Source organism: Virgisporangium ochraceum, from assembly GCF_016863655.1.
Classification (GTDB): domain Bacteria; phylum Actinomycetota; class Actinomycetes; order Mycobacteriales; family Micromonosporaceae; genus Virgisporangium; species Virgisporangium ochraceum.
In genome coordinates this window covers 34,269-58,154 of record NZ_BOPH01000145.1, presented here as the reverse complement: position 1 = coordinate 58,154, position 23,886 = coordinate 34,269, and the positions used below count along the sequence as shown (strand labels likewise).

Below are 23,886 nucleotides of genomic sequence, written 5' to 3'. Positions count from 1 at the left end.
GCGCATGATCGCAGACCGGCACGCGCTGACAGGCGGCCACCGCCGCTGTCTGCGCGCGCTCAGTGCCGTGTCAGCGCCGCCGGCCATCGTTCTCGTGTCACCGAGAACCTGCCACCGAGAACAGGAGCACACGATGCCGGTCTTCACCACCCCCGACCCGATCTCCCTCAGAATCGACCTGTCCGTCGGCGACGTCCGGATCGCGGCGAGTGACCGCACCGACACCGTCGTCGAGGTGCGGCCGAGCAACGCGTCGGACGACTCCGACGTGCGGGCCGCGCAGCGCACGCGGGTCGAGTTCGTCGACGGCACCCTGAGCGTCCGCGGGCCGCGGACCCTCGACCTCTCCCGGCGGACGCACTCGGTCGCCGTGCTCGTCGAGCTGCCGACCGGCTCGACGGTGCGCGGCGAGATGGCGGCCGGCGACGTCGGCAGCACGGGCGTGCTGGGGGAGTACCGCTTCACGACCTCCGCCGGACACTTCCACCTCGGCCGGACCGGCCGGCTCCGGCTCGACACGACCGGCCACGTCACCGTCGAGCGGGTCGTCGGCGACGCCGAGGTCGCGACCGGCAGCGGCCGGGTGCGGATCAGCGAGATCGACGGGGCCGCGGTCGTGGAGAACGCCAACGGGCCCACCGACCTCGGCACCGTCACCGGCGCGCTGCGGGTGCGGTCGTCCAACGGCGACATCTCGGTCGGCCGGGCCGAGGCCGCCGTGGACGCGAAGACCTCCAACGGCACCATCCGCATCGGCGAGGTCGCGCGCGACGCGGTCACGGTGCGCACGTCCGCCGGGGACCTGGAGATCGGCGTCGCCGCCGGGTCCGCCGCCCGCTTCACCCTCAAGACCGGTCATGGACGCGTGCAGAACGCGATCGAGCCGGCACCCGGTCACACCCTCGACATCCGCGCACACACCGGCTTCGGCGACATCACCGTCCGCCGCTCCTCCGAAGGGAACTAATGATGATCACCGCAACCGGCCTTCGACGTTCGTACGGCGACCACGTCGTGCTCGACGGCATCGACCTGCACGTGCCGCGCGGCAGCATCTTCTCGCTGCTCGGCGCGAACGGCGCCGGCAAGACGACCACCGTGAAGATCCTGTCGACGCTGATCCGCGCCGACGGGGGCAGTGCCCGGATCGCCGGTCACGACCTCGCCACCGAACCCGACGCGGTCCGCGCCGCGATCGGGGTCACCGGCCAGTTCTCGGCCGTCGACAACCTCATGACGGGACGCGAGAACCTGTCGCTCATGGCCGACCTGCGCCACCTCGGCCGGGCCACCGGCCGGCGGCGGGTCGACGAACTGCTGGAGCGGTTCGACCTCGTGGAGGCCGCGAGGAAGCCGGCCTCGACGTACTCCGGCGGCATGCGCCGGCGGCTCGACCTGGCGATGACCCTGGTGGGCAACCCCCGGGTCATCTTCCTGGACGAGCCGACCACCGGCCTGGACCCGCGCAGCCGCCGCGACATGTGGCAGATCGTGCGCGACCTCGTGGCGGGCGGCGTCAGCATCTTCCTGACCACGCAGTACCTCGAGGAGGCCGACCAGCTCGCCGACCGCGTCGCGGTGCTCAACGGCGGCCGGATCGTGGCGGAAGGCACCACCGAGGAGCTCAAGCGCCGCATCCCCGGCGGCCACGTCGAACTTCGCTTTGCTGACGTGCGTCACCTCGAAGCCGCCGCGCGGGCGGTGACCCGCGCGACGAGCGACGCCGAGACGCTCAGCCTGCGCGTGCCCGACGACGGCAGCCCGGAGGCGCTGCGGAGCCTCCTCAACCACCTCGACGACCACGCTGTGCGGATCGACTCGGTCAGCGTGCACACCCCCGACCTCGACGACGTCTTCCTCGCCCTCACCGACAAGGAACTGGTGGTCTCGCGATGAGCACTCTCACCTACCCGCTGATCGACTCGGCGACGATGCTGCGCCGCAACCTCAAGCGCATGCTGCGCTACCCGGGCATGACGCTGACCCTCGTCGGCATGCCGATCGTCTTCCTCCTCCTGTTCGTCTACGTGTTCGGCGGCACCCTCGGCGCCGGGATCGGCAGCCCGTCGGGCGGCCGCGCGGAGTACGTCAACTACGTCACCCCGGCGATCCTCCTCATGACGATCACCGCCGTGGTGCAGGGCACCTCGATCTCCGTGACGATGGACATGACCGAGGGCATCGTCGACCGGTTCCGCACCATGGCCATCGCGCGCGTGTCGGTGCTGACCGGGCACGTGCTCGGCAGCCTGGTCCAGACCGTGCTCGGTGTCGCGCTGGTCACGGGCGTCGCCGTCGCGATCGGGTTCCGGCCCACCGCGGGACCCGGTGACTGGCTCGCGCTGGCCGGCATGCTCGCCCTGATGTCGTTCGCCTTCATCTGGCTGGCGGTCGCGCTCGGTCTCGCCAGCAGGACCGTGGAGTCGTCGAGCAACGTCGGGCTGCCGCTGGTCCTCCTGCCGTTCCTCGGCAGCGGCTTCGTCCCGACCGACTCGATGCCCACGGCGCTGCGCTGGTTCGCCGAGTACCAGCCGTTCACCCCGCTGATCGAGACGATCCGCGGTCTGCTGATGGGCACGCCGATCGGCAACAGCGCGGCGATCGGCGTGGCGTGGTGCGCGGTGATCGCGGCGGGCGGGTACCTGTGGTCGAAGCGGCTCTTCAACCGCGAGTCCACCCGGTAGCCACGGCGGCCCGGTGCCGGTGCCGCTACGGCGGTACCGGCATCGGTATGCTCCGATCCAGACCACCGCGCCACGAAGGGGCATCGTGATGGACCAGGACGTGTCGTCGCGACTCAACGTCGAGGTGCCGCACAGCGCCCGGATCTGGAACTACTGGTTGGGCGGCAAGGACAACTTCGCCGCTGACCGGGCGGTCGGCGACCAGGTGAGGCAGGTCTACCCCGACGTCGTCGAGGTCGCCGTGGCGTCGCGCGCCTTCCTCGGTCGCGTCGTGCGCTTCCTGGCCGGCGAGGTCGGCATCCGCCAGTTCCTGGACCTCGGCACCGGCCTGCCGACGGCCGACAACACCCACGACGTGGCGCAGGGGATCGCGCCCGAGTCCAAGATCGTGTACATGGACAACGACCCGCTGGTCCTGGTCCACGCGCGGGCCCTGCTGACCGGCAGTGCCGAGGGCGTCACCGACTACGTCGACGCCGACGTCCGCCGGCCGGACGCCGTGCTGGAGGCGGCGGCCGCGACCCTGGACTTCTCGCAGCCGGTCGCGGTGATGATGCTGGGGATCCTGGGCAACGTCGCCGACACCGACGATCCCGGTCCCGGCGAGATCGTCGACCGCTTCGTCGACGCGGTTCCGGTCGGCAGCTACCTGGTGATCAACGACAGCGTGGTGACGCCCGAGTCGATCGAGGCCGTCAACACCGCCCGCAGCGGCGGCGCCGACTACCACCTGCGCACGCCCGACCAGATCCGCGGCTTCTTCCACGGTCTCGAACTGGTCGAGCCCGGGGTCGTACCGACCCCGCTGTGGCGGCCCGACCCGGGGACCGATCCCCGCAAGCTAAACGTCTACTGCGGGGTCGCCCGCAAGGTGTAGCCGCCTTCCGCCCCGAACAGGCACCGACCGGGACGACAGGACGGACGCCCGCTCGATCACCTCGGTCGGTTCCTGCCGCCTGTGCCGCCGTCGCCACATCGCGCCTCCCGCTCAGCCGTCCTCGTCCTCGTCCTCGTCGTCACCGGGTGGCATCGACGGGTCGGAGTCCGGGTGCTCGGCCCACCCGCGCTCGGCGGCGGCGATGCCGGCCAGTGCGGGCAGACGCAGCCCGCCGGGTCCGTACAGGAGCCACGCGGTGGCGACCATGAAGAACGGTGCCCACGGTCCGTACAGCATCAGCGGTTCGTCGCCCTCGAAGCGCATGACGAACGTCCAGCGTCCGTCGCCGGTGAGCTCGAGGAGACGGTCGTGCGGGAAGGTCCGCCAGTGCCCGTGCGCATCGACGAGGATCCGACGGTCGGTGAGGACGCTGCGGGCCTGGGTGTGGTCACGCCAGGCGGGCGTCGCCATCTCGTCCACCCGACGGCCGACAGCGCGGTTGACGATTCCAGGACCGGCCGCGATGAACAGGTCGGTCGGGTTGTGACCGTAGAAGCGGGCGTAACCGAGCATCGCCTCGGAGTAGCTCGACTCGTCGGCGAGCAGACGCAGGCCACCCTGCGGCGGGTGCTCGGCGAGGTTCCCGCCGGTGGCGAGGTGCCGGTAGCGCAGGCACGCGCTCTCCCAACCGTCACGCATGACGGCACGGTCGAAGTATTCGTATCCGGCGATCCCCCGATTCTAGTGTCCCGGGCACGTGCCCCACCCGTTTCGGGAGATCCGTCGCGGGGGTATCAGCGGGCATGGATCGTCACTTCGTCAAGGCGTTGCTCTTCGCCTGGGACCGGCCGGAGTTCCGCGCCGGCCTCCAGCATCTGATCGACCTCGACGAGGTGACCAGCCTGCTGGCGGCGCTCTCCGTCGACGACCACGACCGGCAGGTCGAGCTGCGGGCGATGGACCTGCTCCGCTCCGGCCTCGACTCGGCCGAGATCCGGCGCGCGACGCTGCTGCTCGTCGAGGACGACGACGTCCGGCACAACCTGGCGGCCGGCATCACCGCCAGCATCGCCGACCGCCCCGACCTCGCCCGGGCGGTCCGGTCCGCGCTCGACGACCCGGACGTCCGCGCCGAACTGCGCGAGGCGCTGGAGTCCAAGCCGCTGCGCGCGGTGATCTGGAAGGTCGCGGAGAACCAGTTCAGGGGACGCCGATGGGCGCTGATCCGCGAGGCGGTGCTCCTCGTGGTGCGGCACCGCCACGCCCGGCGGCTCGCGTTGGCGCTCCGGCGCCACGGCGTGATCCGCGAGCTGCGCCGCCAGCCGGCCGCGGCGTGAGAAGGCCAGCCGCCGGAGAAGGCCAGCCGCGCGGGAGGCCGGCCAGCGGCTGAGAGGACGGCCGATATGCTCGGCTCCGTGCGTCGGGGGACCCGCGATGAGCTGCTCGACCGCCTGGCCGGGGCGGTCCGGTCGGTCACGGTCCCACATCCGACGCGGGTCGCCGTCGACGGGCCGCCCGCCGCCGGGAAGACCACCCTCGCCGACGAGCTGGCGGAGGTCCTGCGTGACGAGGGCCGCGACGTCATCCGCGCGACCATCGACGACTTCCTCTTCCCGCGGGCGCTGCGTTACCCGCGCGGCGAGTACTCGGCCGCAGGGTGCTACCTCGACGCCCACGACCGTGACGCGCTGACACGCGTTCTGCTCGACCCGCTCGGCCCGGGTGGGGACCGGCGGTTCCAGCCCGCCGTGTACGACCGCGTCGCGGACACCGTGCTGTCGCCGCCGGTCGCGACCGCCGCGGCCGACGCCGTGCTGGTCTTCGACGGCGTGTTCCTGCTGCGCCCGGAACTGCTCGACCGGTGGGAGCTTCGCGTCTTCGTGTCGGCGGCGACGGAGACGACCGTGGCCCGCGCCGTCGTCCGCGAGGGGCGGGCCGACGTCGAACGGCGCTGGCGCACGCGGTACGTCCCCGCCCAGGAGCTGTACCACGCGACGGCGCAACCGACCCGGCACGCCGATGTGGTCGTGCACAACGACGAGCCCGGGCGGCCGGTCTGGGAGACCCGGACGGGTCGGTGACCGCGCGGCGTCCCGTCGTTGCGGGAACGGGTTCCCGGACCGGCCGGGACGGCTGCCCGACGACCGGGAACCGTGACCCTGTCGCTGTGCGCCGACGCCGGCGACGGTGGAGGAAACGTCACCTCGCCGCCGGGAGCCACGCGATGAAGCGGTACACCATGACAGGCACGTCCATGGCGACCCTGTCGGCCGTCGTCGCCGCGCGGACGGCGATGCTGCCGCCGGACTTCCTCACCGGCACGATCTACGTCACCGGGCGGACCCGCCGGTCGGTCGTGGACGCGGTGCGGATCGCCGGGTTCCCGCCCGCCGCGATCCGTGTCGTGCCAATGGACGCGCACCGGCGCATGGACCCCGACGCCCTGCGCGGTGCGGTGGTCGCCGACCGGAGCTGGGGCCAGCGACCGTTCTGCGTCGTGGCCACCGCGGGAACGGCGGACGCCGACCCGATTCCGGACCTCGCCGACGTCGCCGCGGAGCAGCGGCTGTGGCTGCACGTCGACGCCTACGACAGCCGGGAACGGCCGCCGGGCATCGAGCGGGCCGACTCCGTCACGGCCGACACGCCGTCCGGTGCCGGCGTCCTGATGGTCCGCGAGGGCACCGCCCTGCCCGACTTCATCGCGCGCGGATAGGGCCACCCGCCGTACGGCGGACGGCCCCCGATCCACCCGGGCTCAGGCCGGCGTCCGCAGGCAGGCGAGGCCCAGCACCGTGACGAGCGCGCTCACCACGATGCCCACGACGGCGCCGTCCCGGTCCCATCCGAGCGCCAGCACGGCGCCGGCGAGGTTCACGACGCCGACGGCCGTGACCGCCGACGGCGCACCGGACACCCGGCGCAGGAGCGCGACAGCGGCGACGAGGCCGACCACGCCGAGGAGCGTGACGAGCCATCCGACCACCCTGCCCCCGAAGGCGAACGGCAGGTTCAGCAACGACATGAGGACCGTGACGGCGGCGGCGCCGTAGTCCAATGTGGACATCGGTCGCCTGCTGCACCTGGCGCCGAAGACGGTGGCCAACAACATCTCCGCGATCCTCGGCAAGCTGCACCTGTCGCAACGCACGCAGGCCATCGTGCGGGCCCGCGAGGCCGGCCTCGGCCGGGGTTCCGACGGAGCCTGACACCTCGACCCGACCGGCACGGAACGGACCTGGAACGGGATGGAACACCGATCGGGTAACGGGCACGGCAATCCGAGGAAGGTGGAGACCATGCGGGTCGCACGAGCCGCCGCCACGATGGCGGCGGCCCTGTCTCTCACGTCTGTCGTCGCGTCACCGGCCACCGCCACTGCCCTGCCGGGCGCGACCCTGAGCCTGTCGTGGAGCGCGCCGAGCGTGTCGAACCAGGTGTTCACGACCACGCTGACGTGCTCCCCTGCCGGCGGCGGCGAGGAGTGGTACCTGGATCCGGAGCTCGCCTGTGGCGACCTCGCCGCCGCGGGCGGGGACTTCCCGTCGCTACCGGGCCGTCCGCTGGACTGCGCGGGCGCGGGCGGACCGGCGATCCGGTTCACGGCAACGGGCACCTGGGACGGCCACCCGGTGAGCTACGACCGCGTGCACGCGAACTGGTGCCAGGCGCGGCGCAGCCTCGGCCGGGTCGCCACCTTCTAGCGGATGGGCGGGTACGGGGTCGGCTGGCTCGTCGTCGTCACGGTCGTGTGGCTCCTCGCCGCGATGGTTGGAACCGTGATGCTCCTGGCCTACCTGATGTCCGACCAGGGGCTGGAACTGAACCTGCACGGATGGCGGCGGGTCGTGTACCTGGCCGTCGCCTGGTCGACGGTGTTCGTCATCCCGGTCGGGTTGGCGGTGGCGGCCCAGGCCGCCGGCTTCACGCCGTGGCTGTGGGTCCTGTACCTGCTGCCGTACGAGATCCTGGCGCTGTGGACCGTGTTCGTCCTCGTTCTCAGCCTCATCTACGGAAAGAAGACACCGTAACGGCGTCCGGACTCGTCCGAAGTCCCACCATCTCCCGGAGCGGTACCCGACAGTCGCCACATGGGGGATTTCATGAGAACGCTGTCGAGACTGGCTGGCGTCACCGCGGTCCTGGCGTTGTTCGTGGCGGCGGGGCTCACGGCCACCGGGCCGGCGGGCGCGGCGGCGAAGGGATGCGTGCGGAAGGGTGTGGCTGCCGGCAAACCGGGCGACGTCCACACCGTCAGCGCGTTCGTGTCGGCCGCGAAGGCCGACGGCCGCACCGGGGAGTCGATAGGCAGAGCCCTGGAGAAGGAGTGGTGTCTGACCAACGTGGGTGAGGAGCCCGCCGGGCAGGTCCAGCCGTTCAACACCGCGAACGACACCGACTGGTACAGCATGTCGCTGTACTACGAACGGGATTACGGCTACTACCTGGCGGTCGCACACTGGAGGTGGCTCAACGACCGTTTCACCGACGACGACTGGGTCACCTGCATCAACAACGAGGTCGGTGACGACGACGGCGTCGCGCTGCGCCTCAGCGGCGGCGAGTACCAGATCATCAGCCGGTTCGCGGCCGCGGACGGCAACGCGGCCCGTAACTCCTACGGCAACGACTTCGGCTACCAGGAGATGCCGTCGTCGGTGGTCAACCAGTACGGTGCGGGTTTCAAGTGGCAGGACTCCGCCAAGGGGATGCAGTCCAACGGCGCATGCGTCAACCCCTTCGTCTACGACTACAGCCTGTACACCGGAACGGTCGTCATCGGCTTCCGCGCTCTCAACGGGGTGTGCCGCAGGGCCCAGATGTTCGTCGACTACGTCCACACCTGGGACTCGACGGGGGTGAGCTCGATCGGCGCGGGACAGGGCGGCTTCAACGTCTCCTTCAGCAACGCCGGCGACTCCTGGGCTGACTCGGAGCCTGGGCCGACCGCACAGATCTGCTAGTTCGGGGTCATGTGTGCCGGGTGCCGCCGTCGCGGCATCCGGCACACGGTGTCACCCGGTGGGCAGGGTCATCAACTCGCACCGCGAGGGGACGGCATCGAGGCTGCCGGGCGGAGCTCCAGCGAGTACAGGCCCAGATCGGTCAGGACGGCCACCGTCGCCGGGCCGCACATGGCCAGACGGCGGGGGACGGAACCGATCTGGATCACCCGGGCCGGGGGACCGGTGGTCTCCCACACGAGCAGCTGCCCGTCCTCGGTGCCGGCGACCACGAGATCGCCGTCGGGGGTGGCGGTGAGCGAGATGAGCCTCGCGCCGGCCGAGCTCTCGAAGGCCGGCGCCTCACCCGCGTCGGTGGTGTCGGGACCGAGCGGCAGCACCTCCACCGAGCCTCCGGACAGGGATCCGTCGACGGCGAGGAGGGACGGCCGGCCCCCGTACCGCACCACACACGCGGTTCCGGGGAGCATCCGGTCCCTGGTCATGCTGTGGCGGTCGAGGTCGATGGTGCACACGGGGTCGTACTCGCCGCCGAGGACGACCTGCCGTCCGCCGGTGCCGGGCACCACCGCGGCCCACTCGAAGAGCACGAACTCGATGTCGAAGTCGTCGCTGTGGACGGACCACGGCAGCGGCTCGCACGTCCAGCCGTGGCCGTCGTGGACGAGCCGCCACAGCACGGGCCCGTCGTCCCTCCGGTAGCCGGCCGCGAGCAGCTCGCCGGGGCCGAGACCGACCAGGGCGTTGACGGACTCGAGCTCCGGGAGGCGCAGGTCCCACGCCTCCACGTCGGTCTCCGACCGCAGCTGCCACAGCGTGACGACGGCGTGCCCGTCCACCTGCGCACCGGTGTCCCCGCCGGTCGTGCTGCCGTAGGCGGCGACGGTGAGACCGTCGTCCCACCCCTCGGCGTGCAGACCGGTCAGCACGACGTCCGGGCACTCCAGCGCAGGCGTGAGCGCCGCGCCGGTCACCGCGTCCCGGACCGTCACCGACCCGTCTGCCGACGCGGCGACGAGCAGCGGCCGGCCGTCCGGGCCGGCCAGGGACGCGATGTGGGTGAACTGGTGCATCAGGTCGCTGACGGCCCGTGGCAGCGGCGAGGGTCCGGTTCCCACCGGCCAGGCCCGGACGGCACCGCTGACGCCCGAGTCCGCGGCGACCAACACCATGCGACCGTCGACCACGGCGAACCGCACCGCCGAGACGGGCTCGCCGTACGGGACCACGTTCTCGCCGGTGAGCGGGTCGGCGCTGAGGTGGAACAGGTGCACCCGCCCGTCCTCGCCGCCAGAGGCAAGGTAGACCTCGTCGTCGACGATCCCGAGGTCGATGGTGTTCACACCGCCGGAGAGCCGGACGATCGTCGACGGCCCGGGCAGCTCCCGGCCGCCGTCCGGGCCGGCGCGCTCCGCGGCCTCCGCCTGCTCGCGTTCCTCGTCGCGTAGACGCCGCTCCGCCTCGGCGTAGCCGGCGACGCCCGAGCCCGTGTGCACCGACGTGGAGTAGCCCGCGGAATGGGCGGCGTGCACGCCGTACCGCCATCCGGCCGGCTCGTGGTCGGTCGTCGAGCCGGTCAGGTCGTCGTCGCCCACCCGCCGCACCCAGCCGACCGCACCGCTGCTGAGGCCACCGGCCAGAACGAAGTCGGCGTCGCGCGGGAAAAATGCACAGGTGTTGGCCCACCCGTCCTGGCCGACGAGGCTCAGTGCCGGCTCGCCGAAGCCGGCCGTATCCAGCACCCACACCGCCACCAGGCCGTCGGCGCCGGCCGACGCGACGGCGTCGAGGTAGGCGGCGGTCAACGCCGTCACCGGCCCGTCGTGTGCCCGGACCGGTTCGCCGACCTGTTGCCAGGTGTCGATGTCCACCGCCTCCAGGTACCCGTCGTCGTAGCCGAGGACCAGCGCCTCCCGGCCACCGACGAACGCGGTCGCGACGGCCGTGACCGCCGCGTCGGGGCGGGCCTGGCGCGACTCCACCGGCCCCCGGTCCAGGTCGACGAACACCAGACCGTGCGGCCCGGCCACCACCACGCGGCCCCCGCCGCTCGAGGTCCACGTCATGCAGGTGACCGGCAACGGCGGCGGAATCGCGAAGTCCCCGGTCATCGTGTGGTTGCCCAGATTCCACAGCCGCACGCTGCCGTCGGAGAGCGTGACCGCGGTCGCCGAGCCGTCGGCCGCCTGCAGCGTCAACATGTCGAGCACGCCCTGCGGATGGTTGCCGACGACGCTGCCGGGTCGGTGGCGCACCAGCGACGTCCAGCGCGGTGCCCACCCCCGGCGCAGCGGCAGCCGGGCGAACCGCTCCGCGAGGTCGTGCTCGCCCAGCTCGTGCGCGGCGAGCTGCAGGTACGCGGCGCGCTCACCGTGGTCGCGGCCGGCGAGCAGCCACCCGGTGCGGCGGTAGACCTCCGCGTCCTCGCCCAGCCGCGACAGCTGGTGCAGCAGCACCGTCGGCTCCGCCACGACCATGAAGTCGGGCCGGCCCGCGTGCGCGGCGAGCTCACCCACGGCGCCGAGATGGGTGGCCAGGTGCTCGCGGGCGTAGGCGTCGGCCGTCAGCCAGTCGTCGCCGTGGCGGCCGACGAAGAAGTCGACCACGGCCCGCTCGCCCTCGTCGACCGCGACCTCCTCGCTGGTGAGGTACTCGCGGAAGGAGTCGTGGTAGAGCCGGAACGGGCCGTCGGGCAGCTCGCCGGTGAGGTACTGGCTGCACTCCTCCAGGGCCCGGCGCGTGCGACTGGTCGGGAGACCCGTGATTCCGGACAGCTGTGCGCCCGTCAGGCCGGTACCGAGCGCGGCGGTCAGCGCGGTGAGCACCGGCTGGATGCAGTTCCACCACAGGTCCCGGTGGCGGGCGATCCCGGTGCGGAACCAGGTGCGGTACAGGTCGAGCAGTCCGGCCGGCAACGGGTGCGCGGCCGGGCCGGCCAGCACGACCGACTCGTCGGCGAGGACGTGGTCGAGCGCGTACCGGGCGTAGAGGAAGTTGCCGGCCGCGGTGCCGGTCACCCGGTCGGTCCACGCGAGCCGCAACAGCGGGTCCAGGTGGCCGAGCCGCCCGTCGACGTAGGCGCGGATGTCGTCGGTCTCCGCGGGACGGTCGTCGACCAGGTCGAGCGCCGGCCGCGGCAGCGTGCGCAGCACCCACGGGTCGGACCGGCTGGTGACCAGGAACCGCAGCCGCCCGCCGGTGGTGCCGGCGACGAGGCCGATCAGCTGCCCGATGTTGTCCTGCGGGTCGTAGGCGAACCCGCCGGACAGGTCGTCGACGATGACCAGCAGGTCGCCGACCGCCGCGTCGGACGCGGTCGCCTCCAGCGGCCGGCGCACGAGGTTCGCGAACGCCTGCCGGGTGGGGATGTCGCGGGGGACGCTGATCCGCACGTTCGTCACGGTTCCGCCGGCCTCGACCGACCCGACGGTCAGCGAGCTGTGGATCGTCACGACCGCCGACGTGCCCGCCACCGAGTCGGCGAGGGCGGCCGCGAAACCGGGCACGTGCCGGGCGAGGCCGTTGGACAGGGCGCTCACGAAGTCGAGCGGGTCGAGCGTGCGCTCGTCGTTGGCGTCGCAGAAGTGCGCGAGGACCACCGTCGCCGCGCACAGGCGCGGGTAGTCGGCGGCGCGCGGCACCGCGTCACGCACGTGGGCGAGCTGTGCGGACAGCAACGTCTTGCCGGTGCCGGGAGCGCCGGTGACGAGAAATACCCGCGGGTCCGCGGCGCCGAGCCACGCCTCCATCCGCTCCAGCGCCCAGTAGCGCGGAACCAGGTCCCCCGGGTGCGGCGGTGGTGTCAACGGCTCACGGCTCCGGATGCCGCGACGGGTTCAGCGTCCGACGTCGTCGGCGTCGACGCCGACGATCTCGCCACCGTGCTCGACCCGGCGGGCCCGGGCCGTACCCACGATGCGCCCGTCGGCGAGGTTGCGCACCCGCACCGCGGCCGCGTACCCGGCGACCTGCTCGACGTCGACCTGTCCGGAGATCTCGGGACCGGCCGGCCGGTCGGCCTCGCCGCGGAAGCGGATCCGCTGTCCCAGCACCGCCTCCATGGCGCGACGCAGCGCGTCGACGACGGCGACGAGGTCGGCGTCGGCCGGATCGACGGGGTCCGGATCGATGTCGTCGACGTACGGACGCAGCGCGGCCCGCAGCGCGCGGATGTCCGGCTCCAACCGCTCCAACGCCGCCGTGTCGACGGTGGCGGGCTCCAGGTCGACCGGCGCGTCGTCGACGACGGGCAGCGGACGCGCCTCGGCGTCGGGCCCGGCGCGGCGCTCGCGCCACCACCGGATGGCCTCACCGGCCTGGTCGTAGAGGAACCTGACGCCCTCGGAGAGTGCGACCGCCCCGATCGCGGCCAGAGTTACCGCTTCCACGCCACGCAGCGTACTTCCGTCGACTACGGATAAGAAGGGTCATGCGGGTGACCCGACCGGACTCCCGGCGCCGGATACGACGTCGCGTGCCGTACAGCCTGTCCGCCGGCGCCGTTCCCGACCGGACCGATACTCAGCGTTGTGATTGCCAGTACTGAGAGTGCTTTCGGGGTCCGGTCCGGGTCGCCGGCGGCGTTGGGAACCGCGCTCGCGGCGATCGGCCGGAACCGGCCCATCGTCGTGGACGAGCTCATGGGCGCGCCGCTGGTGCTGCGCCACCGGGACGTCTCGGCGGCGCTGCGGAACCCGGCGACCTTCGGCACGCAGTTCTACGGCATGGGGCCGATGAGCGACTCGATGATCGCGCTCGACGGTCCCGAACACGCCCGCCGCCGGCGGATCCACAACCGCTTCTTCGGCGCGGCCGCCAGCGCGCACTACGCCCGGATCGTCGAGCCGGTCGCCGAGCGGGCCTTCGGCGACCTCGCCGGCCGCGACGGGTCCGTCGACCTGATGGGCGACGTGCTCGACCGGTACCCGATGACGGTCTTCATGGCCCTGCTCGGAGTGCCGGACGACCTCGGCCCGCAGGGTCTGGCCTGGGTCCGGGCCATCATGGCCTGGCTGGCCGCCCCGATGGACCCGACGCTCGTCACGCCGGGCACGACGGCCTTCGCGGAGCTGCACGCCTACACCACCGCGCTGGTGGAGAAGCACCGGGCACGCCCCGGGGACAACCTGCTCGGCCAGATCATCCAGGCCCACGTCGACGAGGGCGGCTACACCCCCGAGGCGGTGACGGTCGCGGTGATCGGGCTGCTGCTCGGCGGCTTCGAGACGACGGTGCAGCTGCTCGCCGCCACCATCACGTCGTTGCTGCTGCATCCCGGTCAGCTGGAACAGGTCCGCGCTGACGCGTCCCTGATGAACCCCGCGTTCGACGAGGCATTGCGCTGGGCCGCGCCGACGGCCGGACTGTACCGCCTCGTCCGGCACGACACCGAGATCGCCGGCACACCGGTCGCGGCCGGGTCCATGGTGTACCTGGCGATCGCCGCCGCGCACTTCGACGAGGCCGCCTACCCGCAACCCGGGACGTTCAGCCTCGACCGGACCGGAGCGCACCTCGGCTTCGGCGCCGGGCCGCACTACTGCGTGGGGGCGCCACTGGCCCGCCTGGAGGCCCGGGCCGCGCTGTCCGTCCTGCTGACCGCGTGCCCACGCCTGCGCCTGGACCCGTCCGCGGACCTGTCGTTCGCGTACGCCGCGCGCGGCTTCCCCCAGCACGGCACGGAGTCGTTGCGCGTCCTCACCACGTGACCAGCCGCAACCGCGCCGGCGTAGACCCTCCTGAATGGGGCGGGCCGCTTTGGATGAGGCCGACCCGCACCGCCAGGGTGGAATCGGATCGTTCACGATCGTGGTCGTCGGGACGCCGCGCACTGTTGTCCGTTCGACCACTTATGACATGCCATCGACTTGACTGATAGTCCCGATGTGATGCGGTCGCGAGTGCTCCGGACTGCGGTCTACGCAGTTGTGTCGATCGTCGCGGTGGGTTCTTTGGCGTGGATTCTGACCGCCGACGCCGAGACCAGCGCCAAGGTGGCCGGCGCAGCGGCACTCCTGGTCGCACTTCTGACGCTTGGCCTCGACATCGTCTCGTTCCTACGGCAACCGGACCGGGATCGTCCCTCAGTTCAGGAACTCGCAGACGACCTGGCCGAGATCGTCAGGGACCAATGGCTCGACGAGGCCACCGCACGCCGTCTCCGAGATCCCCATGTCCTTCCGCTAGCCTGGTCGCTGACCACCCGCAACGTCGGTGACAGCATTGAGTCGATCACCGGACTGGCTGCGGGCGGGCGGGTCACAGCGACTCGCTTCGCGGGCCGTATCGGCGACAACTTCGAGGAAGCGGTCGACCAACTCGCGCAGAGCTTCGCGAATCTGCCGACTCGGCGCCTGGTGGTCCTGGGCGAGCCAGGCTCCGGCAAGACCGTCCTGGCTCTGCTGCTGACGCTTGGGCTTCTGAAGACCCGGACCGAGGGGGCGGCAGTACCTGTCATGCTGTCGGCGTCGACCTGGGACCCGGTGACCGAGCGGCTTTCCGAATGGATCGCACGCTCGCTGGCGACGTCCTTCTACAACGGACGTACAGAGGTTGTGCGTCGACTGCTCGGCCGCCGGATGATTCTCCCCATCATCGATGGGTTGGATGAGGTCTCCGAACACGCTCGCCGGGTAGCGATCCGTGAGATCAACGACAGCCTTGACCAGGGCAGCGCCATTGTCGTCACCTGTCGCGCGGTCGAATACCAGGACCTCGTCAGGGACGGCGCCCCGCGCCTGCGTGGAGCGCCGGTCGTCGAGGTGAGACGGTTGGCGGCCCGCGATGTGGCAGCGTACCTGGGAGCCGTCACCTGGCCGCCGGGAACATCGTGGACGAGTGTCGTCGACCGGATCGAAAGCGGCGCCGATTCGGCATTGCGGGCTGCGTTGTCGACCCCGCTGATCGTGTCGATGGTCCGGATGGTCTACGAACGACTCGGGGGCGATCCGGCCGAACTCGCCGATGAGCAACGGTTCGACTCACGGCACGCGATCGAGGATCACGTCACCGGCCTCGTGATCGATGCGGCCTACGCGACGGCTGGATCGGACTCCGAGCCCGAACGGTGGAAGGCGGCGAACGCCCGACGCTGGCTCACGTTCCTGGCCAGGTACATGCACCGCTACCGGGAACGTGACCTTGCCTGGTGGCTGATGAGCCGGCGACTGCTGGGAGCATGGGTAGGCCCGACGATCGGCGTTATCGGCGGGGTCCTGTTGATAATGGCGGCATCGACATGGTTGTTGCTGGTGCGTAACGGAAAGCCGATCTCATTCCAGGACACCTCGATGATCGGCGGGGGCGGGACCGTGGCCGCGATCCTCATCACGATTGTCTGGTACGCCGCGGTTGGGCGCCGGCCGGGCCGGCTGTCGATCGGGAGCGCCCGCTCATCGGCCCGGGTCTGGTCCGGCTTCCGTACCGGCGTTCTGGTGACCGCCATTCCCGCTGTCCCGGCGCTGGCCGCAGTCGCGGCCAGCATGACGATCCTGGACATCTGGATCGTCTACAACGTCCAGTGGTACTTCGAACTCGTCGCGCAGATGTTTGTCGTGACGATCATCGTCGGTTGCGCGCTGGCGGTCCACGAGTATCTCATCACGCCGCCTCAGCGGGCCAAACGGACCACGCCCATGACCATGCTCCGGGAAGACAGGTTGTCATCGCTGGTCGCGGCGTTCGCCGCTGGCGTGTTGGTGGCGGTGATGGCTTACCCCGGCCTGGTCGTCGCATCCACAGTCGCGGATCTTGTCACTGGTGCGTTCATGGACTGGCCGGGATGGCCAGGGGAATGGCAGCCGGTCGAGGTGGCGTTGGCGAATCGACAGGCCGCGACGGTTGACCGGTTCGGCAGCACGTGGTTGATGACGGGTGTCGCGTTCGTTCTGCCCGGCGTCACATTCGCCGTACTGGTGCTGCTGACCCGGGCGTGGACCCGGTTCCTGCTGGCCCGGCTGATCCTCGCCGCCACCGGGCGCCTGCCCCTGCGGCTCGCCGACTTCCTCGAGGATGCTCGTGGACGCCAGTTGCTCCGGCAGGCCGGCGGTGCATACCAGTTCCGGCACGCGCGACTGCAGGAGCATCTGGTCAGCCGTTCACCGGCGGTGGCGCCACCGACTGTCCGCCGGATCGGCGGCGTGGTGGTTACCCGCCGACGGTTGGCATTCGCCTCCGTGGTCCTGATCGCAATAGCCGCGGTGCCCGCGTTGTCGGGGCTGCCAGTGGACCGTTCACGGCTCACGCGCCACGGTACGTACGGCTTCGGCACCTCGTACGCGCTGAGCCCGGACGGGAAGCGAATCGCCGTGTACGGCGGTCGCGCGCCGATCGCCGTGTGGACGATCGGTGCGGGTGACCCGACGGTGTTTCTACGGGGGATGCCGGGGGAGGTCGATGAGGTCGCGTTCACGGCGGGAGGGCGGACGATCGCCGCCCAGAGCGGCAGGCGTACGACGACGGTCACCGACGACTCGCTTCGTCTCTTCGATGCGAAGGACGGGACCGAGAAGTTCGTTCTCAATCGTTTTACGCCCTTCGGGCGCGTCGGCGCCGGGCAGTCGTTCGTCACGATTGATGACAAGGGGACGGCAGATGGGAACGACGACGTCACCGAGGCATGGTCGGCGGTCGACGGGAGTCCGATCCCCGAATTGACCGGAAATGGTGAACAGAATGGGGCGAGCGACAAGGGCACCTGGTATCTCCGGCAACTGCTCGACAACCAGATCGAGGTGTGGACGGTCGCACCGCTCAGGCGTCTTTTCGTCGCGGAGCGCGGCTCGCGGATCAAAACCAGCGACAGCGAGCGGTTCCTGGTTCTGCTGGAAAGGCCTGACACCATTCGCATCTGGAACGCGACTACAGGAACCGGCGTAACCGCCGCAGCGAAGATCGGAATCGATGGTATCGACATAGATACCTCGGAATCAATACAGTTCGGCGCGGGCGAAACGCGCCTGGTTGTCGTACAGGGCGGGGAGACGAGCCGTGTGGACGACGATGCTGTGTGGCTCTGGGACACGGGCAAGGAGACGCCGCTGATATCAGGCTTCCCGGTGTCGAACGGGATTGGCACCGTGTCCTTCTCGGAGAATGGCGAAATTCTGGCTGTGCACGTCGGTGTCGACAACGCTGATCCAGACGATGACCAACTTATGTTCTGGAACGCCCGCACCGGCGCACAAATGGGGTCGATCGCCGACGTGCCTGGCGGAATCGACGACCTTCAACTCAGTCCGGACGGCAAGGTCGTTCTGCTGAGTAGCGGGTACGACACGCCCGACGACGGGACCGACGACAAGGTCAGCTTGTTCGATGTAGCGGGAGCACGGCTCATCGCGGTCCTGCCGGGCGTGGCCGGCTGGGCGGGGCCCGGCGACGGAGGGTTCGATCCCACCAGTTCGATCGCCGTCACCAGCGATTCCGGCGTGCGGTTCTGGAGTGTGACCACGGGCCACCTCTTGAGTGTGGCCAGTCAGACCACCAGCGCCGGTGACGTCAAATGGTTCGGTGATGGGCGAACGGCTGTCATCGACCAGGGCACGAACGTTGAGATCCGCGACGTGATAGCGAACAGCACACGAGATCGCTTTGCCGTCCTTGCCGATACGAACGATGGAGAAGGGGGCGGAACCAGTATCGACCACGACCGTCGGTTCGTCGCGGCAGCGGGTCTCCACGACGACGTGATGGTGTGGGACCTCCGTTCGGGTCGCCGATTGGCGATCTTCCGAGGGCACACCGGTCCTGTGCGTTCGGTCAGGTTCGCCGGAACCGGATGCCATCTGGTTACGGCAAGTACAGATCGCACCGTCCGAATCTGGGATCTGCCGTGCGGCTGAGACCCGGCCGTTGAGATCCGCCCCCCGGCTACTCCGTGCCGCGGTGAAGCGCGGTGCGGAGCGGCGCCTCCGGATCTCAGCGTCAGGGCGCTGGCCTGTCCCGCGTCGGAATGCCCGTCGCCGTCCGATTCGTCGCCGCCCGACGGGCGCGGACGACGTGACGTGGACGACTTCCTGCATCCACGGCGGCCGGACGCGGCGAAGTTCCGGCGACTGTGGGGGAGGAACGCGCCGTGAACACCGTGAGGTCCGTGCTCGACCGGCTCCGTGCCGCGCCGTCCGTCGTCGACGTGCTCAACCTCGCCGGCGAGCTGACCGACGCCGCCGCTGAAGGGCCCGGGAGCGACACCGTGCGTCAGCTCGTCGCCGCCGTCGAGGACGTCGGCGACCAGCCGACCGGTATCGCGGCGGTGCACGCGCTCGGCCGGGTCTTCGACGACGAGGCCGACGCCGTGCTGTCCGAGCTGCTGTCGCACCCCCGGCCGTACGTGCGGGAGCACGCCGCCTGGGTGCTGGGCGCGCGCCTGCCGCGGCTCGACGCGATCGGACGCCTGGTCGCGCTCGCCGACGCTGGAGGGTTCTCCGGCGTCCTCGCCCAGCGGACCCTCGAGGCGTGGGCCGGTGCCGCCCCCGAACACGTCGCGCTCGCCCTGGAGGGTGCCCTCGCCGCGGCCCGCGACCCCTCCGTGCGGGCGCGGCTGGTAGAGACGCTCGGCCTGGTGCCGGGCGCCATCGCCGGCCGGACACTGCGGCACCTCGCGGGCCGCGACGACGAGGCGGACCGCGTCCGGATCGCCGCCGTCGGCGCGCTGGGCGACAGGACCGGCGACGGGACCGGCGACCCGGAGGCGGCGGCCCTCGTCGCGCGGCTGTCGGCCGGTACGGGACCGGTCGCCGACGCCGCGCGCCTCGCCGCGACCGACATGGTGGCGGCCGGGGAGCCGGCGCCCGTCGACGGTCTCACCGTCGCACAGCTGTTCCTGCACGCGGACCTCGACCGCGACCTGACCTGGACCGGCAAGGGCGACAACGGCGGCATCGCCACGCTGCTGGTCCGGCTCGGCGACGCGTTCGAGCGGCTCCCCGAGGTCCGGCGGGTCCTGACCCTGTCGCGGGGCAGCCTGGCCGACGCCGTCGCGGCGACCCGCCCGCTGTCCGACGGGCACCACCTGCTCCCGGTGCCGGTGCCGCCGGAGGCGCGGGACGCCGGCAGCGCCTGGTCGGCGCGCGTCCCGGTGCGCCGCGGCATCCGCCGGCTGCTCCGCGTCGCCGCCCCGGTCGACGTGCTGCACCTGCGGATGGCCGACGTGGGTTCGCTCGTCGCCGCCGAGGCGGCGCGGGAACTCGGGATCCCCGTCGTGTTCACGCTCGCCCCCGACCCGCACGTGCTGATCCGCGCCCTGGAACGCGCGGGCACGCTCACCCGCGCCACCTTCGGCGACGCCGACGAACGCGAGCACTACTGGTTCCGGGTCCGGCTCGTGCAGCGTCTCGCGCAGGCCGCCGAACGCGTGGTCCTCCTGCCCCGCCCCGAGCTGCGGTCCACACTGCGGCAGCTGCTGGCGCTGGACGTCGAGGACGGTACGCGGTACACCGTCGTGCCGGAGGGGATCGACCTGTCGGTGACCGACGCCGCCCGGGCCGAGGCGGAGGACACCGGCGGCCAGGCCGTGACGGACCTGGACGAGCTGCTCGCCGCGCTTCCCGCGGCCCGGCGCGGCCTGCCGCTGGCCGTCAGCGTGGGCCGGCTGCACCGGGTCAAGGGAATGTCGGACGTCGTCGCCGCGTGGGCCGGCAGCCCCGACCTGCACGCCCGTTGCAACCTGCTCATCGTCGGCGGCGATCTCGCCGACCCGTCCCCTGAGGAGCGGCGCGAGCTCGGCCGGATCGCCGCGTCGGCGGCGGACCTGCCGTCGTCGGACGGGCTGGTGCTCGCCGGTCACCGGCCCCACGCCGTCGTCGCGCGCTGGCTCGCCGCCGCCCGCGCGGGCCGACCCGGGCTGGCGGCGCCGGGCGGCATCTCGGTGAGCGGCAGCGTCAAGGAGGAGTTCGGGCTGGCGATCCTCGAGGCGCTCGCCGCCGGGCTGCCGGTCGTCGCACAGGGTACCGGCGGTCCCGCCACGTACATCGAGGACGGTGTCACCGGCGCCCTCGCCGACGGCACCGGGCCGGCGGAACTGGCGCAGGCGATGCGCCGGGCGCTCGAACTGGCCATCGCCCCGGACACCGACGCGCGGGCCGAACGGGCCTACCGGACGGTCCGGGACCGCTTCGCCGTGCGTTCCATGGCGCAGTCGCTGGTCGAGGTGTACCGCGACGTCGCCTCCCGCGGTCGGGTGGCCGCATGACGCTGCTGGTGATCAGCCCGGACTACGCGTCGCACCTGCTGCCGCTGGCGACGCTCGCGACAGCCTGGCGGGACGCCGGTGAACGCGTCGTCGTGGCGACCGGACCCGCGACCGCGCACATCGTGCGGTCCTTCGGCTACTCCCGGACCGACCTGCGCCTCGGCCGCGGCTCGAACCCGGGCGTGATCCGCGCCGAACAGCAGCCACCGGGTGAGGACGACGCGCTGCGCGGGTTCTTCGCCGCCACGGCCGAGGGAATGGTCGCCACCCTGCGGTTCCAGGCCGACGCCCGTCGGACCGACCTGCTGTGGCAACCGGTCGACACCGCCCGCGCCGTCCTGCGCGTCCTGGACGCCGTGCGGCCGGACCACATCCTGGTGGACCACCTCGCGTTCGGCGCCCGGCTCGCCCTGGCCGCGAGCGGCACGCACCACGCCGACGTGGTCCTCGGCCATCCCACCGCGCTCGTCGTCGGCGACGAGCTGTACGGCTACCCGACCGCCTGGCCGGCCGCGTTCGAGCCCGCCGCCGCCGCGCTCGACGCGCTGCGGCAACGCTGTCTGCAGGTCCGCGAGCGGTTCACCGACGACTGGAACCGGGCGCTGCGCGTCCTGGACCCGGGCGCCGCGACGGTCGACGACGCCTTCGCCGCCGCGGGCCCCGAGCTGCTGTTCAACTACCCGGAGCGCCTGCACGACCCGGCCCGGACCCGGCTGCTGCCACCGCACACGTTCCTCGGCTCGGCCGTCCGCGACGAGACCCCCGACGGCGATGTCGCCGCCTGGCTCGACAGGTCCGACCCGCGGCCGGTGGTGTACGTGAGCTTCGGCAGCTTCCTGTCCGCCCGCGACGACGTCCTCGCCCGCGTCGTGGCGGCCCTGCGCCCGCTTCCCGTGCGGGTCGCGCTGACGACCGGCTCAGCCGATACCCGCGGCTGGCCGCCGCTGCCGGGGCACTGGCTCGTCCGGGAGCACCTGCCGCAGGTCGCCGTCCTGGGCCGGGCCGCACTGGCCGTCACCCACGGGGGCAACAACAGCGTGACCGAGGCCCTCAACCGGGGCGTGCCGCTGCTCGTCCTGCCGTTCTCCACCGACCAGTTCGCGGCCGCCGCCGCGATCGAGGGCGCCGCACTCGGCGCCGCCCTCGACCCGAACACCGCGACGGCGGCGCAGTTGCGGTCCGCGGCGACCGCGATCCTGCACGGCGCCGCCACCGCCGCGGCGCGCGAACTCGGCGACGCACTGCGCGCCCGTCCCGGACGCGACGTCGCGCGCGGCGCGCTGGGGGCGGCGTCGACGACGTGACGGGCTGCCCGGTCGCGTACTGGTACCTGGCGTCGTAGGCCCTGGTCCACACGCCGGCCGCCCACGACCGTTGGAGCTCGTCGGTGCTGAACCGCCGGCCGCGGGCGTCGCGGTACGCGTCGAGGAACCGCCCGGTGTCCTCGACGGTGGCCAGTTCGTCGGCGCTGACGGTGGAGTACAACGCGGCGGCGAAGCCGACCAGGACGGCTTCGCTGTCGGTGGTCACGCTGTCCCAGTCGTGCACCACGAGCAGATGGTCGCCGGTCCAGCGCAGGTTGCCGGCGAGCCAGTCGCAGTGGCCGATGACGGCTTCGGAGTCACCGGCTAGCAGCCGGTCGCGGGCCCGGCGTCCGACGTCGTCGATCCATTCCGCGCCGGTCACCCCGTCGAGGTCGACGTCCGCGGTCTCCGGACACGGCCACAGTCCGGTCCGGGGGTGGTTCCACGCCGCCCACGACGGTGGCGGGTCCAGTGTGGACACCTCGGCCGGCCGGGGCGCCAACCGGATCAGCCGCGCGAACGCCTCCGCGAAAGCCACGGCCGGGTCGCCCGGAAGCAGCTCCCCGCCGGGGATGTGGGACTCCGCGGTGGCGATGCCGTCGCCGAGGGGTTCGGCGCCGGTGAGGGGTTCGGGGCACGGATAGCCGGCCCGGAACATCCGGCGCTGGACGTCCACGCATCCCGCGATCCGCGGCGAGTCCGGACGTACCTTGACCACGATCTCGCGGCCTTCGGCCAGCCGGAGCCCGACGACGGCGGACAGGTGGCCGGATCGGAACAACTCGTCCGCCGGCGGGCTGCCCAGATGGTCGACGCACCACCGGGCGAGGTGGTCAGGATCGACGGCACGCGCGCGAGCTGACATCCGAGCATCCTCACATGCGCCGGTGGTGTGTCGGACCGCGACGACATCCCCGCCCTGGGATCAACACCACGTTAAGGAAAGACCGCGCCGCGGCGGCGCGGCCCGTTCGGCGCTTAGGTTCGTGCCCGACCGACAAACTCACCTGAAGGGACGGACCGACATGCGAGGAGTGGTCACGAGGATAAGCATGGTCCTCGTCATGCTCGCCGGTGTTGTTTTCTTCGCCGCGACCCCGGCGGCGGCAGCCGACGCCATCGTCCGCGGTGGCAAGACCTGGCTGCGGGGCGCCGAAACCATCTCGCCCAACGGGCGAACCGGTTTCGAGCTCACCACGGGTGGCATCTTCGTCGTCTGGCACGACCTGCCCCGCAACATCGTGTGGGCCTCCAACCGCGGGACGGGGGTGCGGGGCACCTTCCAGACCGACGGGAACCTCGTCATCTACAACAGTGGCGGCCAGGCGGTATGGGACTCCGGTACCTGGCAGGGGCCGTGCCCGGTCATTCGTACATGCACCCTCCACGTCCAGGACGACGGGAACGTCGTCATCTACGACCCGCTCAACTTCCCGATGTGGAACACCGGCACCTGGCGGCGGTGACGGCGGCGTCCAACCCGTGCAGGGCGATGGGCGCGTCGTGCGTGCGCGTCGAGACTGCCCTCGTGAATGCGACGGAACACGTCGAGAACGACCGCGTCGTCGGGCTCGGGGCGGAACTCGAGACGGCCGGGGCGCGCGGGCATCCCGCAGTCCGGCGTCCACCGGTACCGGAAGCGCTCGACGAGCGGTGACAGCCCGGCGGCGATGGCGGCGTCGATCCTGATCCGGGCCTGTTCCCGGACCGCCGGATCGGCCCGCCACCCCGGTGGCAGCTTCAGGGAGTACCGGGCGCGCAGCGGCGCCGTGCGAAGCAGTCGCACCGCGGCGTCGGGGTCGGTGAAGTCGAACCAGTCCAGGTCCACTCAGGACGGTATTCGCCGGCGGCCGCCATCGCGATGTAG

Annotated in this window: 21 protein-coding genes and 1 pseudogene; 16 read left to right on the top strand and 6 right to left on the bottom strand. The window is 71.8% G+C overall.

Translation table 11 applies throughout. From position 1 onward, the window contains the following. The first annotated feature begins 133 nt into the window (after positions 1 to 133). The 4 genes from Voc01_RS48960 to Voc01_RS48945 all read left to right on the top strand — a co-directional run bounded on the left by Voc01_RS48960 (position 134) and on the right by Voc01_RS48945 (position 3,561). Positions 134 to 967 (top strand): DUF4097 family beta strand repeat-containing protein, encoded by an 834-nt coding sequence (locus tag Voc01_RS48960; protein ID WP_203934663.1) that lies wholly within the window; start codon positions 134 to 136, stop codon positions 965 to 967. Between the two features lie 2 nt (positions 968 to 969). Continuing rightward, complete coding sequence (locus tag Voc01_RS48955) at positions 970 to 1,896, top strand: ATP-binding cassette domain-containing protein (protein ID WP_239161046.1); 927 nt, start codon at positions 970 to 972, stop codon at positions 1,894 to 1,896. Continuing rightward, complete coding sequence (locus Voc01_RS48950; protein WP_203934661.1) at positions 1,893 to 2,684, top strand: ABC transporter permease; 792 nt, start codon at positions 1,893 to 1,895, stop codon at positions 2,682 to 2,684. Before Voc01_RS48955 ends, Voc01_RS48950 begins: the two co-directional genes overlap by 4 nt. Before the next feature lie 88 nt (positions 2,685 to 2,772). Next, positions 2,773 to 3,561: an SAM-dependent methyltransferase gene (locus tag Voc01_RS48945; RefSeq protein WP_203934660.1), complete on the top strand. Its 789-nt coding sequence runs from the start codon at positions 2,773 to 2,775 to the stop codon at positions 3,559 to 3,561. A 111-nt stretch (positions 3,562 to 3,672) separates the two neighbouring features. Here Voc01_RS48945 and Voc01_RS48940 read toward each other — a convergent pair whose 3' ends face one another. Beyond that, positions 3,673 to 4,260: a hypothetical protein gene (locus Voc01_RS48940; protein WP_203934659.1), complete on the bottom strand. Its 588-nt coding sequence runs from the start codon at positions 4,258 to 4,260 to the stop codon at positions 3,673 to 3,675. A gap of 104 nt (positions 4,261 to 4,364) precedes the next feature. Between Voc01_RS48940 and Voc01_RS48935 the strand changes: the two genes are divergently transcribed. The 3 genes from Voc01_RS48935 to Voc01_RS48925 all read left to right on the top strand — a co-directional run bounded on the left by Voc01_RS48935 (position 4,365) and on the right by Voc01_RS48925 (position 6,277). Next, positions 4,365 to 4,898 carry a hypothetical protein gene (locus Voc01_RS48935; RefSeq protein ID WP_203934658.1) on the top strand — a complete coding sequence of 178 codons (534 nt, stop codon included), beginning with the start codon at positions 4,365 to 4,367 and terminating at the stop codon, positions 4,896 to 4,898. A 78-nt stretch (positions 4,899 to 4,976) separates the two neighbouring features. Next, entirely contained in the window at positions 4,977 to 5,642 is a 666-nt protein-coding gene (locus Voc01_RS48930) for a nucleoside/nucleotide kinase family protein (RefSeq protein WP_203934657.1), read from the top strand. A gap of 158 nt (positions 5,643 to 5,800) precedes the next feature. After that, the gene (locus Voc01_RS48925) at positions 5,801 to 6,277 is read left to right on the top strand and encodes a pyridoxal-dependent decarboxylase (RefSeq protein ID WP_203934656.1); all 477 of its coding nucleotides are present in this window, start codon (positions 5,801 to 5,803) and stop codon (positions 6,275 to 6,277) included. Positions 6,278 to 6,319: 42 nt separating this feature from the next. Here the strand turns inward: Voc01_RS48925 and Voc01_RS48920 are convergent, their stop codons facing one another. Beyond that, a complete protein-coding gene (locus tag Voc01_RS48920; RefSeq protein ID WP_203934655.1) occupies positions 6,320 to 6,628 on the bottom strand; it encodes a hypothetical protein in 309 nt (102 codons plus the stop codon). On the opposite strand from Voc01_RS48920, the gene Voc01_RS48915 reads away from it, so the two are divergent. From Voc01_RS48915 to Voc01_RS48900, 4 genes are all read left to right on the top strand, one after another. Beyond that, positions 6,621 to 6,770, top strand: a complete 150-nt coding sequence (locus tag Voc01_RS48915; RefSeq protein WP_203934654.1) for a LuxR C-terminal-related transcriptional regulator — start codon at positions 6,621 to 6,623, stop codon at positions 6,768 to 6,770. The two genes, Voc01_RS48920 and Voc01_RS48915, sit on opposite strands and share 8 nt — an antisense overlap. Positions 6,771 to 6,860: 90 nt before the next feature. Further along, positions 6,861 to 7,265 carry an SSI family serine proteinase inhibitor gene (locus tag Voc01_RS48910; RefSeq protein WP_203934653.1) on the top strand — a complete coding sequence of 135 codons (405 nt, stop codon included), beginning with the start codon at positions 6,861 to 6,863 and terminating at the stop codon, positions 7,263 to 7,265. A 3-nt stretch (positions 7,266 to 7,268) separates the two neighbouring features. Next, positions 7,269 to 7,592: a hypothetical protein gene (locus Voc01_RS48905; RefSeq protein WP_203934652.1), complete on the top strand. Its 324-nt coding sequence runs from the start codon at positions 7,269 to 7,271 to the stop codon at positions 7,590 to 7,592. A 72-nt stretch (positions 7,593 to 7,664) separates the two neighbouring features. Beyond that, complete coding sequence (locus tag Voc01_RS48900) at positions 7,665 to 8,525, top strand: hypothetical protein (RefSeq protein ID WP_203934651.1); 861 nt, start codon at positions 7,665 to 7,667, stop codon at positions 8,523 to 8,525. A gap of 71 nt (positions 8,526 to 8,596) precedes the next feature. On the opposite strand, the gene Voc01_RS48895 is transcribed toward Voc01_RS48900, so the two are convergent. Beyond that, entirely contained in the window at positions 8,597 to 12,331 is a 3,735-nt protein-coding gene (locus tag Voc01_RS48895; protein ID WP_203934650.1) for a WD40 repeat domain-containing protein, read from the bottom strand. 30 nt (positions 12,332 to 12,361) lie between these two features. Beyond that, entirely contained in the window at positions 12,362 to 12,913 is a 552-nt protein-coding gene (locus tag Voc01_RS48890; protein WP_203934649.1) for a hypothetical protein, read from the bottom strand. Between the two features lie 141 nt (positions 12,914 to 13,054). On the opposite strand from Voc01_RS48890, the gene Voc01_RS48885 reads away from it, so the two are divergent. From Voc01_RS48885 to Voc01_RS48870, 4 genes are all read left to right on the top strand, one after another. After that, positions 13,055 to 14,233 carry a cytochrome P450 gene (locus Voc01_RS48885; RefSeq protein ID WP_203934648.1) on the top strand — a complete coding sequence of 393 codons (1,179 nt, stop codon included), beginning with the start codon at positions 13,055 to 13,057 and terminating at the stop codon, positions 14,231 to 14,233. 219 nt (positions 14,234 to 14,452) lie between these two features. Then, positions 14,453 to 18,367, top strand: coding sequence for an NACHT and WD40 repeat domain-containing protein (locus tag Voc01_RS48880; RefSeq protein ID WP_203934647.1), 3,915 nt, complete (start codon positions 14,453 to 14,455; stop codon positions 18,365 to 18,367). A gap of 233 nt (positions 18,368 to 18,600) precedes the next feature. Continuing rightward, a complete protein-coding gene (locus tag Voc01_RS48875; protein ID WP_203934646.1) occupies positions 18,601 to 20,715 on the top strand; it encodes a glycosyltransferase in 2,115 nt (704 codons plus the stop codon). After that, positions 20,712 to 22,019 (top strand): nucleotide disphospho-sugar-binding domain-containing protein, encoded by a 1,308-nt coding sequence (locus tag Voc01_RS48870; protein ID WP_203934645.1) that lies wholly within the window; start codon positions 20,712 to 20,714, stop codon positions 22,017 to 22,019. Before Voc01_RS48875 ends, Voc01_RS48870 begins: the two co-directional genes overlap by 4 nt. A 223-nt stretch (positions 22,020 to 22,242) precedes the next feature. On the opposite strand, the pseudogene Voc01_RS48865 reads toward Voc01_RS48870, so the two are convergent. Next, a pseudogene (locus Voc01_RS48865) lies at positions 22,243 to 22,884 on the bottom strand (phosphotransferase); the annotation flags it as partial. A gap of 199 nt (positions 22,885 to 23,083) precedes the next feature. On the opposite strand from Voc01_RS48865, the gene Voc01_RS48860 reads away from it, so the two are divergent. Next, positions 23,084 to 23,485 (top strand): hypothetical protein, encoded by a 402-nt coding sequence (locus Voc01_RS48860; protein WP_203934644.1) that lies wholly within the window; start codon positions 23,084 to 23,086, stop codon positions 23,483 to 23,485. Here Voc01_RS48860 and Voc01_RS48855 read toward each other — a convergent pair. Beyond that, entirely contained in the window at positions 23,434 to 23,847 is a 414-nt protein-coding gene (locus tag Voc01_RS48855) for a hypothetical protein (RefSeq protein WP_203934643.1), read from the bottom strand. The genes Voc01_RS48860 and Voc01_RS48855 overlap by 52 nt on opposite strands. Positions 23,848 to 23,886: the final 39 nt, after the last annotated feature.